Source organism: Methylomonas sp. TEB (genome assembly GCF_047777895.1).
GTDB lineage: Bacteria > Pseudomonadota > Gammaproteobacteria > Methylococcales > Methylomonadaceae > Methylomonas.
Genome location: NZ_CP180476.1, coordinates 4,529,324 through 4,543,012, shown reverse-complemented (window position 1 = coordinate 4,543,012; position 13,689 = coordinate 4,529,324). Strand labels below are relative to the sequence as shown.

The following is a 13,689-nucleotide window of genomic DNA, read 5'->3' as shown; positions in this document are numbered from 1 at the left end:
TTACTTGGACTCTTTGTCCAACCATTCGGTAAATTTGTCGAAAATAAATTTACTGCCGCGCATGGAAAGATGATCGTCATCGTAAAAATAAGACATGTCATCGTGCATGCCGCCGCAAGTCGATTCATCGCATAAATATTCGTAGGCGGGAAAAATCTTAATCCGCTTATGCGTGGCGGCATTGATGGCATCGACCGCGCGTCTGTAGTTTATATTGCGTTCTTCAAAAGACTTTCTGGACACATCGCACTCGGGCAGCGCTTTGTCTGTAATACGCAGTGGGCGCTCGTCCACACAGTTTTTAGCGCTTATACCAATCTCCGGTACGTCTTCAATAAAAACCACCGCTTTGCCCAGCTTTAAAATCTCATTGATGGTTGCGACATAGCCGGAAACAAATTGGTTGTAATTTTCCGTCAACACATCATCCGGGCTTCTAACAATCCGATACAGGTTTTTAGAATCAGTATTGCCGAAGCCAAAACCTTCAATGTACATCGCGCCTCTGGTCGCAAACACTACGCGCTGAATGGATGGGAATTCCTTCAGCAGCTTTAGCACGATAGGAACGACTACCCGGCATCGTGTCGATTTTTCGGCAAACTCTTCCGTCGGATTAATACTCACCAGATCAATGAATGGCAGGCAGCCATTGACCCCTACCAAGGCCAGATCGTTCGAGCCCTTGGAAATGGAATCGTAGACAAATTGCGCGGCGTGACTATCGCCGACCACCAGCATTTTTGGGGTGGCGGTGGTAAAGCGGCACATCAAATAATTGTAACTGGCCCCCTCCAATACCGTCTTACAGCGCTCATCGACCCAGTCCTCCGGCGTGTTGTAGAGCACTGTGCCGTTTACATCGGCATACATTTTGGTTTTGGTCTGCGCATCGGCTTGACGAAACTCCAGGCCATCCCGGGAATATGAAGCGTAACCGACATAGCCGATACCTAGCATCAGCAGCAGCAGTACCGCCGTCTTGGCTCTGCTGTGACTGCCCAAACGTATCGGTTTTTCCACCAGTTTGTAGGTCAGCCAAGCCAATGCCACAGCCAACAACACCGCAATGGCGCGGATATTCATACTGGGCACGTCGGTCTCGATGATTTGCGCAAAAGACAGCAAAGGCCAGTGCCACAAATACAATGGAAAACTGATCAAGCCGAACCATACCGCCAGCGGGTGGGATAAAACGATGCGATTAACCCAGGCATTCGGCCCGGCCGATATGATCATGACCGCAGCCAACATCGGGATTACCGCCCATCGGCCAGGGAAATTGAGATCTTTATTGATGATGAAAAAACCGAAGGCCAGCAGCAGCATGCCCAGAATGGAAAGCGCGTTGGCCAGCGTTTTGCCGTCGGCGGCGTGAGAGTTTCGATAAACCGCGCCAGCCAGCCAGCCGTCGAGCTTGAGCTTGATAGCAGAGAACGAGTCCTTCTTGTAGAGCGTCATCCAGGCCAGCAAACTACCGCATAACAGTTCCCAAAACCGGGTTTGCGGCGAGTAAAACGTCGCGACAGGATGGGCGATGACGCCTGTGATATTCAGGCTGAATGAGACGACGGCAATCAGAACCGTAATGGTCAACAGATTGAAGTTCCGCTCCCAGGCAAACCAAAGCAACAAGGGCCAGACGATGTAAAACTGTTCCTCAATGCCCAAGCTCCAAAGATGCAGCAAGGGTTTAGTCTCGCCGGAGTTGTCGAAATAGCCGGCCTCGCTCCACAACACAATGTTGGAAACGAATCCCGCGCCGGCGGCAATATGCTTGCTCAACTGCTTGTACTCGTCGGCAAACAGCGCGAACCAACCGAAGACGTAACAGGCGACTAACACCAGAATCAGTGCCGGGAAGATCCGCTTAACCCTGCGGGCATAAAACTCGGTGAAGCTGAAAGTACCCTTTTCCAGGTTCTGGAAAATGATGGTCGAAATCAGATAACCAGAAATCACAAAGAAGATGTCTACACCTATAAAACCGCCTTGCAAACTGCTGGGAAAGGCATGAAAGGCGATAACCGAGAGCACGGCAATGGCTCTCAAGCCGTCAATATCCGGACGATACTTGGGGTGTGACAGGTGTTCTTGCAAAGAGGTCATAGGGTAAAGAAATGCTAAGTGGGTTCGGACTTTCCATCTAATCTGCTCTAGCCTGGAAAGGCGGGCCGTATTCTAAGCCGTAAGTATTCGAGCCTCAAGACGTGCCTAAACGGCAAACTACGCAGGCTAAATTTTCAGACATCGAAACCATTGCGGGGTTTAAGATAGCGGATAAACAAAAGATCGGCGGTATTTTCGGAACAACGCCGCAAGTTCATATCCAACAAAACGGGTTACCCATCCATGATGCAATTCGACTGGACAACCTTCATCCTGGAAATCCTCAACTTTCTGGTCCTGGTGTGGATACTGCAACGCTTTCTGTACCGGCCGGTGCTGGCCATGCTCGATGCCCGGCAGCAGCGCATCAAAGACGAAACCGAGCAGGCCGCACTTTTGCGCAACGAAGCGGAAGCCCTGCGTCAACAATACGAACAACGATTAGCCGCTTGGAATCAAGAACAGGAGACCAGTCGCCGCCAACTAGACGAAGAGTTAACTCAGTTGCGCAATACCGCGACAGAGAATTTGAAACAAACCCTAGCCGATGAAGAAGCTAAATTGCGGGTCCGCAACCAGACGCTGATTGCGGGAAGAGAAGCGGCTTTGGTAAGGGAAGCGGCGGGCGCTGCTTACGGGCAGGCCGCGGCTATGTTGCAACGATTGGCATCGCCGCAATTGACGCAGCGCATCGTCGAGGTCTTTCTGCAGGACCTGCTTGATATGCCGGACAGCGAGCTAGCGGCGCTACGCAAAGCCGCTGCTATGTTGATTGCCGCTTCTGCGGTCGAAGTGCTTAGCGCGCACCCGTTGAGCGAAGCCGATCAAGCGCGAGTGACGGAGGCCTTGTCGACTGCTGCCGGACAAACCTTGCAAATCACCTTCAAGGAAGACTCGGCCTTGATTGCCGGGTTGCGCGCCATAGTCGGCGAATGCCAATTGCACGCCAATCTGGCCGACGAACTGGCGTTTTTCCGGCGCCAAGCCAATCATGGTTGAGTCGGTTAAACCCTACCAATTCGGCTTGCGCTTATCTGAGCGCGGCTGCGTGGCCGGCATCGGCGATGGCATCGCCTGGATCCGCGGCTTGCCCACGGCGCGGCTGGACGAACTGATCGGTTTCGACGACGGCAGCACCGGCTTGGTGTTTCAGTTGGGCCGGGAAGTGTTGGGAGCGATTCTGTTGTCGCAAAACCGTGGCGTCACCGCCGGCATGGCGGTGCAACACATTGGGCGTAAGCTGGAAATTGGCGTTGGCGATACTTTAATGGGACGGGTGGTTGATCCGCTCGGCAGTCCGCTGGACGGTTTACCGCCGCCGGAATTGCGCCAGTTTCGCTCACTGGAAGCTGCCGCGCCGCCCATCATCGAGCGCGATTTCGTCTCCGAACCTTTATACACCGGCTGTAAGATCGTCGATACGCTGATTCCCATCGGTAAGGGCCAGCGCCAGTTGATCATCGGCGACGACGGCATTGGCAAAAGTGCGCTGGCTCTGGATGCGGTTCTGAATCAACGCGGCCGCAATGTATTGTGCGTGATGGTGTTGATCGGCCAGCCGCGTTCTTCCGTCGCCGGTACCCTAGAAGCGCTACGTCAGGCCGACGCGCTGGCCTATACTGTGGTGGTGGTCGCCGAAGCCAACGCTTTACCGGGTTTTCGCTATCTGGCGCCGTTTGCCGGCTGCGCGATTGCCGAGCACTGGATGCGCATGGGCCGCGACACCTTGGTGGTCTATGACGATTTGACGCGCCACGCTCAGTCCTATCGCGAGCTATCGCTGCTATTGCAACGGCCACCAGGCCGGGAAGCCTATCCGGGCGATATTTTTTATCTGCATTCCCGGCTGCTGGAGCGCTCTACCGTATTGTCGTCGGCCTATGGCGGCGGCAGTATGACTGCTTTGCCGATTATCGAAACCCGCCAGGGCGAGCTGTCGGCGTATATCCCCACCAACTTGATTTCGATCACCGACGGCCAGATTTATCTGGAAAGCAAGCTGTTCGCGGCGGGCATGCTGCCGGCCATCGACATTGGCCGTTCGGTGTCGCGTATTGGCGGCAAGGCCCAGCATCCGGCCATCAAAACCGCCTCCGCGCATATTCGTTTGGACTATTTGCAGTTTCTGGAGCTGGAGTTGTTCGCCCGCTTTGGTACCCGTTTGGAAACCGGTGTCGAGGAAAAACTGCAACGCGGCCGTTTGCTGCGGGAAATATTGAAACAGGACCGTTTGCAACCTTTGTCCGAACGCGCGCATCTGGCCTGGTTGCTGGCCTATGGCGAGGGTTTACTGGAAAACCTCAAACCGGAACAGGCGGCCGGCGTATTGGCCGGGCTACTGGCAAAATTGCCGGATACGTTGACTTTGGATTCGCCGAAAAAACACTGGTTGCCAGCGTTGCGGCAACTCTTGGCGGATAAAGCATGAGCCAGCGCCGGGAAGTCGAGGCGCGCTTAGTCTTGTTCGACGATTTGTCCGGCATTCTCGGCGCCATGCGCAGTTTTGCCTTGGCCGAGCTGAGGAAAGTGGGTAAGCGCGAAGCAGCGCAGCAACAAGTTGTGCAATCGCTGGAAACGGCCTTGGCTGATTTGGCCGACAGCTTGCCGGAGCCGGCTTTAAGCGCGCCCGCGAAAGACATCTGGCTGTTATTCGGTTCCGTGCGCGGCTTTTGCGGCAGCTTTAACGAAGACGTGATCCGTTACTGGCAGCAAAATGCTGATCAGCAGGGCCCTCTGATTCTGCTTGGCGAACGCCTGCACTCAATGGTTGAGGAACGCGCCGCATTGCAACGGCTGCGCGGTGCCGAAGGCGGTCTGGATGCGCCGGCGGCGATAGATAGTATTCTGGCGGCGGTGGCAGAGCTGCGCGGCGTCGAATTTGGGTTGATAGCTTGTATTCGTGACGAACAAGGGGCCCGCAGCCAACGTCTTTGGCCTCTGGCGAATGTGGCCAGCCACGCCCGGCTAAACCCGCCGCTGACTTTCGCGCCGGCAGCGGAAGTGGCGCAAGGCGTCGCCGAGCATTATCTGTTTCATACCTTGCTGGCCTTATTGTTACGCTCGATTCGGGTCGAAAACCACATGCGGCTGATGCAGATGGAAACCGCGTTGCGGCATCTTGAGCGCGGCGGCGAGGAATTGAAGCGGCAACGCAATAGGCTGCGTCAGGAAGAAATCGTCGAGGAAATCGAGTTGATGGTGGGGCGGCATTAGCAGTCTGCGTTTAGCCATTCAATGCTTATTCCCGTTGCAGATCTTCCTGTTTGAAGTCTCGCCGCTTATGAATCACACCATGGATATATAAGGTTTCGCCGATTATTTCGCAAAGTATCCGGTATGAATATATGCCGATTTCGCGCTTTAACTCTTCGTGGTGAATGAATTGGTCTTCAGCGATAGCTTTGCGGCTTTTGCGTAACTTGTCGACGACGTACAGCTGATACATGATTTCGTCCATGTCTGCGTTGTCAGGCAAACGGTCAATCGATTCCAGCGCTTCCTGTTTTAGAGTGGGTGCTTGCATGAATAGAGTCCCATTGATGACTGGAGCTTGTATTATCCAAGCGTGCTTTTCAAAGGATAATAAACCATGAAAACACACCTGAGGGGCACCTCAGGTTTGGGTCGCTGGATGCCGTATCGGAGCTTGGATTTCGAAATCCCCGGCGTAGATCTTTGCAGCAGCGACCCACCCTCGATCAACGATCGAACAGTCTCTTCGGCCCGGTTTCCGGCAGCCTGCATTCACAAGGTAGATCATTTGAGGTTTTCATGTCCCATTTTTATCTCGGTATCGATGTTGCTAAAGCCAAGCTGGACTGCGCGTTGCGCTTGCCCAGCGGTAAGTTTCGCGCCAAAGTCATTCCCAATACTCTCGACGGCTTCGCGACGTTGTTGACGTGGTTGGCCGCTCAAAAGGCCCAATCGCCTCATGTCTGCATGGAAGCGACCGGCATTTATTGGGAAGACGTTGCTCAGCATCTGGCAACCGCTGGTTTCACCGTGAGCGTCGTCAATCCAGCACAAATTAAGGCCTATGGCGGTTCACGGCTCACCCGCAGCAAAACCGATACGGTCGATGCTAAACTCATCGCCGATTTCTGCGCCGAGCGCCATCCCCCTATCTGGCAACCCCGTAGCGAAGCGGAAATCACGCTACGTGCATTGGTGTTGCGCCTGGACGCCTTACAAACCATGCGCACCCAGGAAAGCAACCGCTTGCTGGTGGCGCGCGAAGCGGTACGTGAGGACATTCAACAGCATCTGAATTGGCTGGATACTGCGATCCAACAATTGATCGACGCCATCAACGATCACATTGATCGCCATCCCGATCTCAAGCAACAGCGCGAACTGCTCGATAGCATTCCCGGCATTGGCGAGCGCACCAGCGCCATCATCCTCGCGTTCTACGCCGATACCTCGCGCTTCGCCAATAGTCGGCAGGCCGCCGCTTTTGCCGGACTCGATCCCCGGCAATACGAATCGGGCAGCAGCCTCAAGGGCAAGCCCAGGCTCTCCAAAATAGGCCATGCCTTCCTGCGCAAAGCACTCTATATGCCGGCCATGGTGACGCTTTATAAAACAGCCTGGGGTAAACAATTCCGTGGACGATTAGCCGGTGCTGGTAAACCCAATAAGCTGATTATCGGTGCCATGATGCGTAAATTGATTCATGTGGCATTCGGTGTCTTGAAATCCGCGAAACCCTTCGACTCGGCTATTCATTTGGCTTGACTTGGATAACAGTATCTACACCATAAAACGCAATCAATCGGACGTCAATACGATATTTGCGCGGCGTTGACGTGATTAACCTGCCAATTGAGCGAGCCTATAGCCCATACTTCCGCCGTTTTCGCCAAAAAGTCGCCCGGCTCATCCCCGCAAATTGAGCGGCCTGTTCCAGATTGTCCGGGTTATTTGCCAAGGCTTCGCGGATCAATTCCGCTTCGTTTTGACTTTTTGGACGCGGGGCAGAGTTTTGGTCAAGCGTTGCTGCCGGTCTAAGCGGCTCACGAAACTCGGGTGGCAAATCGTCTATGCCGAGTTCGCTGCCGCGGCCTACCGCATAGGCGTATTCGACGACATTATTCAGTTCCCGGACATTACCCGGCCAGCGGTAATCCAGCAACAGGCGCATCGCTTCCGGCGCGATGCGGTCGATATGGCGATGGCCTTGGGTGTTATGCCGGTCTATCAGGTGTTGCAGCAACAGGCTGATGTCCTGGCGACGTTCGCGCAGCGGTGGCAGAAAAATCGGCACCACTCGTAAGCGATACATCAAATCTTCTCGAAACCGCCCGGCCTTGACCTCTTCGCGCAACGATCTATGCGTGGCGGCAATAATCCGCACATCCACGCTGACCGCGCTATCGCCGCCCACCGGCGTAAAGTTACGCTCCTGTATCACCCGCAGCAACTTGGCTTGCAGCTCTAGTGGCAACTCCGCTATTTCGTCCAAAAATAAAGTACCGCCGTTGGCACGTTGAAACAAGCCGGCATGATTACGCACCGCGCCGGTAAATGCGCCTTTGACGTGGCCGAACAATTCGCTTTCCAACAGGCTGGGGGTCAAGGCCGCGCAGTTGATCGCCAAAAACGGCTGATAGTGCCTAGGGCTTTCCAGGTGCAAGGCATGCGCCACCATCTCTTTACCGGTGCCGGATTCGCCGCGGATTAACACGGTGGCTTCAGTTTCGGCGACGTTGCGGATGATTTTGATGGCTTCTTTCATGGCCGGGTCGCGCGACAGAATGCCGTGAAAGCTGTCGCTGTCGTCCGGCTTTTGTTCCGGGGCTATGTCGCTTTGTGGTTGCAGAAATTCAATCGCCCCGGCGAAGCCGCCGTTGTTGTCGTAGAAGGCGCGCGCGGTTCGATAGCAATTCAGCGTCCGGCCATCCGGGCGATGTATCCGCACCGCTTGCGACTTGACGATGCCGAGTTCGGCCAGATTGCAGGGGTCGTTGCCGCTGTCGCAATTCAGCGCGGTTTTGCAGGGTTTGCCTATGGTCTCGGCTGCGTTCAGGCCAAACAATTGTTCGGCGCCTTTGCTCCACAGCAAGATGTCGCTGTTGCTGTCTACGATAAAGGCCGCGCCGCTTTCGAATAAATCGGTCAACACTTCTACGACTTGATCGGCGCCGATTTGGCCGAGCCAGCGTTTGAATAGCGGTGAGGAAGATGCCATGCGTTCAAGCTCGTTTTGTTTCAGTGATGTTTCAAGTGTATCAGCATCGTTTCAATATTTCATATTGAAACGCCAGGCTTGGCCGGTGCCAGGCCGCTTCATCAAACCTAGTGACTTAATTTTTTAAGGCAAGAAAACTAAAATAATCAGTTAAAACAAAGGTATATATCTATTTAGCCCATACTGGATAGCGCTGGATTTGTGGGCCGTGCGGATATTAATACTGCCGGTAAACTGGCACGAGTATTGATATACAGCACTTATATTCTTTTTACTTTGCGCTTAATGAGGCGGGTCATGATTTTCAGACAACTCTTCGAAACAGAAACCTCCACCTACAGTTATTTGTTGGGATGCGAACGCAGCCGTCGCGCCTGTCTGATCGATCCGGTGGCGTCGGAGCTGCCGATTTATATCGATTTGCTGCAAAGCCTGAACCTCAAGCTGATTTACACATTCGAAACCCATGTGCACGCCGACCACATTACCGGCGCTGGATTGTTGCGGGAAAAGCTTGGCAGCAAGAGTGTGGTACATCGGGATGCTGGCGCGCTCTGTGCGGATTTGCTGGTCACCGACGGGGTGTTATTGCAAGTGGGCGATCTGGATATTCAGGTGCGGCATACCCCCGGCCATACCAGCGGTTGCGTCAGTTATGTGATGGCTGATCGGGTGTTTACCGGCGATGCCTTGTTGATCGGCGGTAGCGGGCGCACTGATTTCCAGCAAGGCGATGCCGGCCAGCTGTATGACAGCATCACCGGCAAGTTATTCACATTACCGCCTGATACGCTGGTGTATCCGGGGCATGATTACCAGGGTAATACCGTGTCTACCATCAAACAGGAAATGGCAAAAAACACCCGTTTGGGCCAGGGGCGCACTCGCGCCGAGTTTATCGGCATCATGAGCGAATTGAAGCTGGCGTATCCCAAGTTCATCGATCAGGCGCTGCCGGCCAATCAGTCCTGTGGGACGCCTGCCGAATAGGCGGAGTTAGCCGATGATCCTGACGCTAATCTTGGCAATCTGTATCGGCCTGCTGTTGGGCTTGTTGGGCGGCGGCGGTTCGATTTTGACGGTGCCGATGCTGGTTTACGTGCTGCATGTACCGCCCAAGACCGCGATCGTCACCTCATTTGTGGTGGTGGGTGTCTCCAGCCTGATGGCGTTGATCCCGCATGCTCGGCGCGGCCATGTCTGCTGGAAAAGTGCGCTGGTATTCGGTTTGGCCGGCATGCTCGGCGCATTTGGCGGTGGCCGCTTGGCCGGCCATTTTTCCGGGGAATGGCTCATGGTGTTTTTTGGCGCGATTACATTGTTGACGGGTCTGGCGATGATTTTCAAGAAAGCGCCAAGCCAGCCGGCTGTTGAGCAGGCGCTACCGATGTGTCCTTTACAAACACCGGTATTGCGATTGTTGTTCGACGGGGTTTTGGTCGGCGGGCTGACCGGCTTGGTTGGGGTCGGTGGCGGATTTTTGATCGTGCCGGCATTGACCTTGCTGGTGGGTTTGCCGATGCCGGCGGCTATCGGTACGTCGTTACTGGTTATTGTCATGAACGCCAGCGCCGGCTTGAGCGGCTACGCGAATCACGCCCAACTGGATATTCCCTTGATGGCGCTGGTGACGGCGGGTGCGGTAATGGGCAGTTTTCTGGGTGGCTGGTTATCCAACTTCATCAGCGCGACGGCGTTACGCCGCGGGTTTGGTTGGTTCGTGATACTGGTGGCGGTTTATGTATTGTTTAACGCGCTGAGCTGGCAACTATTGGCATCGTTAGAGCTGTGGCAGGATGACGAACGTGCCTGGCGACGAGGCTTGGCAGGATTGGCCGCCTTGTTTGCGCTCGGTTTGATAGGCAACCGCATTCATAGCCATACGCCGCGCAGAGAAGCGTTGCCAATGTCGCCCCGCCATCACCTTTGAATTAGGCTAGACTAATATTGACGGTTGTGCTACGCCGTTGATTCCGCCATCCGGTGCCAACCGCCTGGCGTATAACTATAAAAAATCGTTTGAGGAGGGTATATGTCTTATTCAATCAATACGTCACGTCGGCGCTTTTTTGCACAAAGTGGAGCGGGATTAATGGCGTGGGCTGCGGCGCCCGCATGGCTGAGAGCGATGGAAAACATGGCCGAGATGCCGACGATGCCGCCGCGCAAAGCCTCGGCCAATTTTCACCCGGACGTGGAATTGGACTTGATCTGCAAACCAAACGCGGTGGCTATTTTGCCCGGCCAGCCCACGCGCGTGCAGCAGTATTTTGCGAAATTGGTGAAGGGACCGGCGCAGACTTTAACGGAAATTCCCGGCTCTTATTTGGGGCCGATACTGCGCTTCGAAAAGGGCCAAAAGATCAGAATCAATCTGCATAATCAGCTTAACGAACCGAGCATTACCCACTGGCATGGTTTGCATGTGCCAGCCGAAGTGGATGGGCATCCGCTGTACACGATAGACAGCGGTCAAGTGTTTGTATACGAATTTGAAATGCTCAACCGCGCCAGCATGAATATTTACCATCCGCATCCGCACAACACCACAGCCAAGCAGGTATATCACGGTTTGGCGGGCGCGATTTTGGTTAACGACGAGGAAGAACGGCGCCTGGAATTACCGGGCGGTGAATACGAAGTGCCAATCGTGATTCAAGACCGCAAGTTCGACGCGAATAATCAACTGCAATACGTGCACGCCATGCACGACAGAATGATGGGTTTTTACGGCGACCGGATTTTAGTGAACGGTCTGGCCAATTTTCAGCTCGACGTGGCCAGTCGAGCTTATCGTTTCCGCGTCCTCAACGGCTCAACGGCGCGCATCTACAAACTGGCTTGGGACGACAAGTCGCCCATTACCGTCATCGGTACCGATGGCGGCTTGCTGGAAGCACCGGTCAATAAATCTTACGTGATGCTGGCCCCCGGCGAGCGTTTGGATATTTGGGCGGATTTCAGCGGGCGTAAAGTCGGCTCTCAGCTTGTGTTGCGCAGCCGTTCTTTTTCCGGCGTATTGCCGGGCATGGCCGAACGGATGATGGGCGGTAGTCAAGGCGATCATGGTCGTATGGGTGGCGGCATGGGCATGCATGCCAGCGCCATACCGGTGGGTAGCGACTATCCGATTTTTACGGTGAAAGTCACCCGGCAGCAAACTGATAGTCCGAAGTTACCCAACAGCTTGGCGAAAATTAACCATTACAGCTTAAACGACACAGTCAATCCCGGTAAACCGGTGCCCATCGCTATTTCGGAAGGGCCAATGCGTATGGTTTTAAATGGTCGGCCTTATGCCTATAACGACATTTTGCCGAGCGAGCGCATTCCCGCGAACACTGTGCAATTGCTAGAGATTTTTCATGCACATGGTGGCGGCGGACACGGCGACAAAGCCGGTGGCGAGCACGGCAGTGCAGAGAAGGCCGATGCCGGTTCCCACAAAATGGGCGGTATGGGCATGATGGGCGGCATGCGGCATGGTGATAACAACCAGGGTGAAGGTGAACATAGGCGCATGGGTATGATGGGCATGCGCCACGGCGGCGAGAACGCAGAAGCCGGCGGTCATCAGATGGGCGGCATGGGTGGTATGGGAGGCGGTATGGGTACGATGATGTCGATGGCCCATCCGATTCATTTGCACGGCCAATATTTTCAAATCCTGAGCCGAACCATCGCCAATAACGAAAGCGCTGATTACGCCACGGTTAAAGAGGGTTTTATCGAAGGCGGCTGGAAAGACACGGTGTTGGTGATGCCGGGCGAGCGGGTCAAAATTATCAAGCCCTTCCAGGATTTCAAAGGTTTATTCATGTACCACTGCCATAACCTGGAACATGAAGATATGGGCATGATGCGCGATTTCCTGGTGGTCTAACCGGAAAGCGCCAATTGTCAGGGAGCGGGATATGACGACGATCAACAGGCATTTGACGATCCAGGGCATGCACTGCCCTGGCTGCGAAGACACCATTCGCCTAGCGTTGGCCGATTTACCGGGTGTGACAACGCTGGATGTCAGCTATGCGCGAGCGACGGTGGATGTGCAATTCGAGGACAAGCTTGCCGACGAAGCGGGGATATACCAGGCCATTTGTGCCAAGGGTTATGGAGTGGCACTGACGCCGCGGCCTGCCGGCGGTAAGCTGAAAGGTCTGTTGATTTTTCTGTTGTTATTGTTGGCGGTCGGCGGCGTGACGTTCTGGGGTAAGAGTCTGATGCCCGGCGTGATGCAACAAATATCACCGCACATGGACCAAGCGGTATTGTTGGGCATCGGTTTTCTCACCGGTTTTCATTGTATCGGCATGTGCGGCGGTTTTGTGGTGGGTTACACCGATCCCCGTCAAGCCAAGTCCCGCCAGCTGCTGGCGCATTTACGTTACGCAGTCGGCAAAACCTTGTCCTACAGCGTACTCGGCGCCGGATTTGGCTTGTTGGGCGCCACCATTGCGATTACCCCGCCGATGCGCGGCGGACTGGCGTTGGCGGCGAGCGTGTTTTTGTTGCTGTACGGTCTGAAGATGCTCAACGTCTTTGCGGTCTTGCGCTGCTTTACCTTGCGCATGCCTAAGGCCGTCAATCGCCAGCTTGCAGATGAATTGCGTAAACCGCGCAGTGCTTTGCGTACCGGCTTGTTGACCGGTTTTTTGTTGGGTTGTGGACCGTTACAAGCCATGTATGTGATGGCCGCCGGCAGCGGCGACCCGCTACAGGGCGCGTCGATGCTGTTCTGGTTTGGTCTCGGTACGTTAGTGCCATTGCTCGGATTTGGGTTCTTCGCCAGCTTGTTGTCGCAGGTTTTCATGCGCCAGCTGGTAAAGGTTTCCGCAATATTGGTGATCGCGATGGGCGTGATGATGGCGCAGCGCGGTTTAAAAATTATCCAGGCAGGCCAGATGCCCACAGCGATGCCTGCGCATACTCAGCCCGTTCAGTGAGGTAAAGTGTTGGATATTCAGCGTTTCAGACAATTGAACGAGCAGGCCAAATTGCTGGCGGACGAAATAGGCAATTTGCTGATCGAAATATTTCATTATTTGGCCTTGTTTGTCATTGGTGCCAGTATTGTCTGGTCGGCGGTGGTGGCTTACGGCGGCATGATGCTGCAAGGTCACGCCACCATTGGTGACATTTTGCTGTTGTTTATCTATTTAGAGCTGGGTGCGATGGTCGGCATCTATTTCAAAACCAACCTAATGCCGGTGCGTTGTCTGATTTACATTGCCATCACCGCGCTGGCTAGATTGTTGATCGCGGATATTCAAGCCCATCATCAGGCCGATATGGGCATTTTGCTGGTGTCCGGCGGCATTTTATTGTTGGCTTTGTCGACCGTGATTATTCGCAAGCCAAGTGACGATACCTGAACCGGCAGTTACAGA

12 protein-coding genes are annotated in these 13,689 nt (G+C 54.4%); 9 read left to right on the top strand and 3 right to left on the bottom strand.

Annotation, left to right across the window (positions count from 1 at the left end; genetic code table 11):
• Entirely contained in the window at positions 1–2,109 is a 2,109-nt protein-coding gene (locus ACMXD4_RS20565; protein ID WP_415879232.1) for an acyltransferase family protein, read from the bottom strand.
• Between the two features lie 243 nt (positions 2,110–2,352).
• Here ACMXD4_RS20565 and ACMXD4_RS20560 point away from each other — a divergent pair, with 243 nt between their 5' ends.
• The 3 genes from ACMXD4_RS20560 to ACMXD4_RS20550 are packed head-to-tail and all read left to right on the top strand — an operon-like array spanning position 2,353 to position 5,322.
• Positions 2,353–3,108 (top strand): F0F1 ATP synthase subunit delta, encoded by a 756-nt coding sequence (locus ACMXD4_RS20560; protein ID WP_205451496.1) that lies wholly within the window; start codon positions 2,353–2,355, stop codon positions 3,106–3,108.
• Entirely contained in the window at positions 3,101–4,537 is a 1,437-nt protein-coding gene (locus ACMXD4_RS20555) for a F0F1 ATP synthase subunit alpha (RefSeq protein ID WP_415879231.1), read from the top strand. The genes ACMXD4_RS20560 and ACMXD4_RS20555 overlap by 8 nt, the downstream gene beginning before the upstream one ends.
• The gene (locus ACMXD4_RS20550; RefSeq protein ID WP_415879230.1) at positions 4,534–5,322 is read left to right on the top strand and encodes a F0F1 ATP synthase subunit gamma; all 789 of its coding nucleotides are present in this window, start codon (positions 4,534–4,536) and stop codon (positions 5,320–5,322) included. Before ACMXD4_RS20555 ends, ACMXD4_RS20550 begins: the two co-directional genes overlap by 4 nt.
• Before the next feature lie 25 nt (positions 5,323–5,347).
• Here the strand turns inward: ACMXD4_RS20550 and ACMXD4_RS20545 are convergent, their stop codons facing one another.
• On the bottom strand, positions 5,348–5,632 hold the full coding sequence (locus ACMXD4_RS20545; RefSeq protein ID WP_415879229.1) for a hypothetical protein: 285 nt from the start codon (positions 5,630–5,632) through the stop codon (positions 5,348–5,350).
• Positions 5,633–5,880: 248 nt separating this feature from the next.
• Between ACMXD4_RS20545 and ACMXD4_RS20540 the strand changes: the two genes are divergently transcribed.
• The gene (locus tag ACMXD4_RS20540) at positions 5,881–6,846 is read left to right on the top strand and encodes an IS110 family transposase (RefSeq protein WP_415879228.1); all 966 of its coding nucleotides are present in this window, start codon (positions 5,881–5,883) and stop codon (positions 6,844–6,846) included.
• A gap of 97 nt (positions 6,847–6,943) precedes the next feature.
• On the opposite strand, the gene ACMXD4_RS20535 is transcribed toward ACMXD4_RS20540, so the two are convergent.
• The gene (locus tag ACMXD4_RS20535; RefSeq protein ID WP_205451492.1) at positions 6,944–8,299 is read right to left on the bottom strand and encodes a sigma-54 interaction domain-containing protein; all 1,356 of its coding nucleotides are present in this window, start codon (positions 8,297–8,299) and stop codon (positions 6,944–6,946) included.
• Between the two features lie 297 nt (positions 8,300–8,596).
• On the opposite strand from ACMXD4_RS20535, the gene ACMXD4_RS20530 reads away from it, so the two are divergent.
• The 5 genes from ACMXD4_RS20530 (at position 8,597) to ACMXD4_RS20510 (ending at position 13,674) form a co-directional block, all read left to right on the top strand.
• Entirely contained in the window at positions 8,597–9,289 is a 693-nt protein-coding gene (locus ACMXD4_RS20530) for an MBL fold metallo-hydrolase (protein WP_205451491.1), read from the top strand.
• A gap of 13 nt (positions 9,290–9,302) precedes the next feature.
• Positions 9,303–10,229 carry a sulfite exporter TauE/SafE family protein gene (locus ACMXD4_RS20525; RefSeq protein ID WP_415879227.1) on the top strand — a complete coding sequence of 309 codons (927 nt, stop codon included), beginning with the start codon at positions 9,303–9,305 and terminating at the stop codon, positions 10,227–10,229.
• Between the two features lie 102 nt (positions 10,230–10,331).
• Entirely contained in the window at positions 10,332–12,182 is a 1,851-nt protein-coding gene (locus ACMXD4_RS20520; protein WP_415879226.1) for a multicopper oxidase family protein, read from the top strand.
• 31 nt (positions 12,183–12,213) lie between these two features.
• The gene (locus tag ACMXD4_RS20515) at positions 12,214–13,245 is read left to right on the top strand and encodes a sulfite exporter TauE/SafE family protein (protein WP_415879225.1); all 1,032 of its coding nucleotides are present in this window, start codon (positions 12,214–12,216) and stop codon (positions 13,243–13,245) included.
• Between the two features lie 9 nt (positions 13,246–13,254).
• Positions 13,255–13,674 (top strand): phosphate-starvation-inducible protein PsiE, encoded by a 420-nt coding sequence (locus ACMXD4_RS20510; RefSeq protein ID WP_171697400.1) that lies wholly within the window; start codon positions 13,255–13,257, stop codon positions 13,672–13,674.
• The last annotated feature ends 15 nt before the right edge of the window (positions 13,675–13,689 follow it).

Bases quoted from the DNA above. Each gene is read 5' to 3' on its own strand.
- ACMXD4_RS20525 (WP_415879227.1), top strand. From the start codon at position 9,303: ATGATCCTGACGCTAATCTTGGCAATCTGTATCGGCCTGCTGTTGGGC.
- ACMXD4_RS20530 (WP_205451491.1), top strand. From the start codon at position 8,597: ATGATTTTCAGACAACTCTTCGAAACAGAAACCTCCACCTACAGTTAT.
- ACMXD4_RS20535 (WP_205451492.1), bottom strand. From the start codon at position 8,299: ATGGCATCTTCCTCACCGCTATTCAAACGCTGGCTCGGCCAAATCGGC.
- ACMXD4_RS20515 (WP_415879225.1), top strand. From the start codon at position 12,214: ATGACGACGATCAACAGGCATTTGACGATCCAGGGCATGCACTGCCCT.
- ACMXD4_RS20555 (WP_415879231.1), top strand. From the start codon at position 3,101: ATGGTTGAGTCGGTTAAACCCTACCAATTCGGCTTGCGCTTATCTGAG.
- ACMXD4_RS20540 (WP_415879228.1), top strand. From the start codon at position 5,881: ATGTCCCATTTTTATCTCGGTATCGATGTTGCTAAAGCCAAGCTGGAC.
- ACMXD4_RS20520 (WP_415879226.1), top strand. From the start codon at position 10,332: ATGTCTTATTCAATCAATACGTCACGTCGGCGCTTTTTTGCACAAAGT.
- ACMXD4_RS20545 (WP_415879229.1), bottom strand. From the start codon at position 5,632: ATGCAAGCACCCACTCTAAAACAGGAAGCGCTGGAATCGATTGACCGT.
- ACMXD4_RS20550 (WP_415879230.1), top strand. From the start codon at position 4,534: ATGAGCCAGCGCCGGGAAGTCGAGGCGCGCTTAGTCTTGTTCGACGAT.
- ACMXD4_RS20560 (WP_205451496.1), top strand. From the start codon at position 2,353: ATGATGCAATTCGACTGGACAACCTTCATCCTGGAAATCCTCAACTTT.
- ACMXD4_RS20565 (WP_415879232.1), bottom strand. From the start codon at position 2,109: ATGACCTCTTTGCAAGAACACCTGTCACACCCCAAGTATCGTCCGGAT.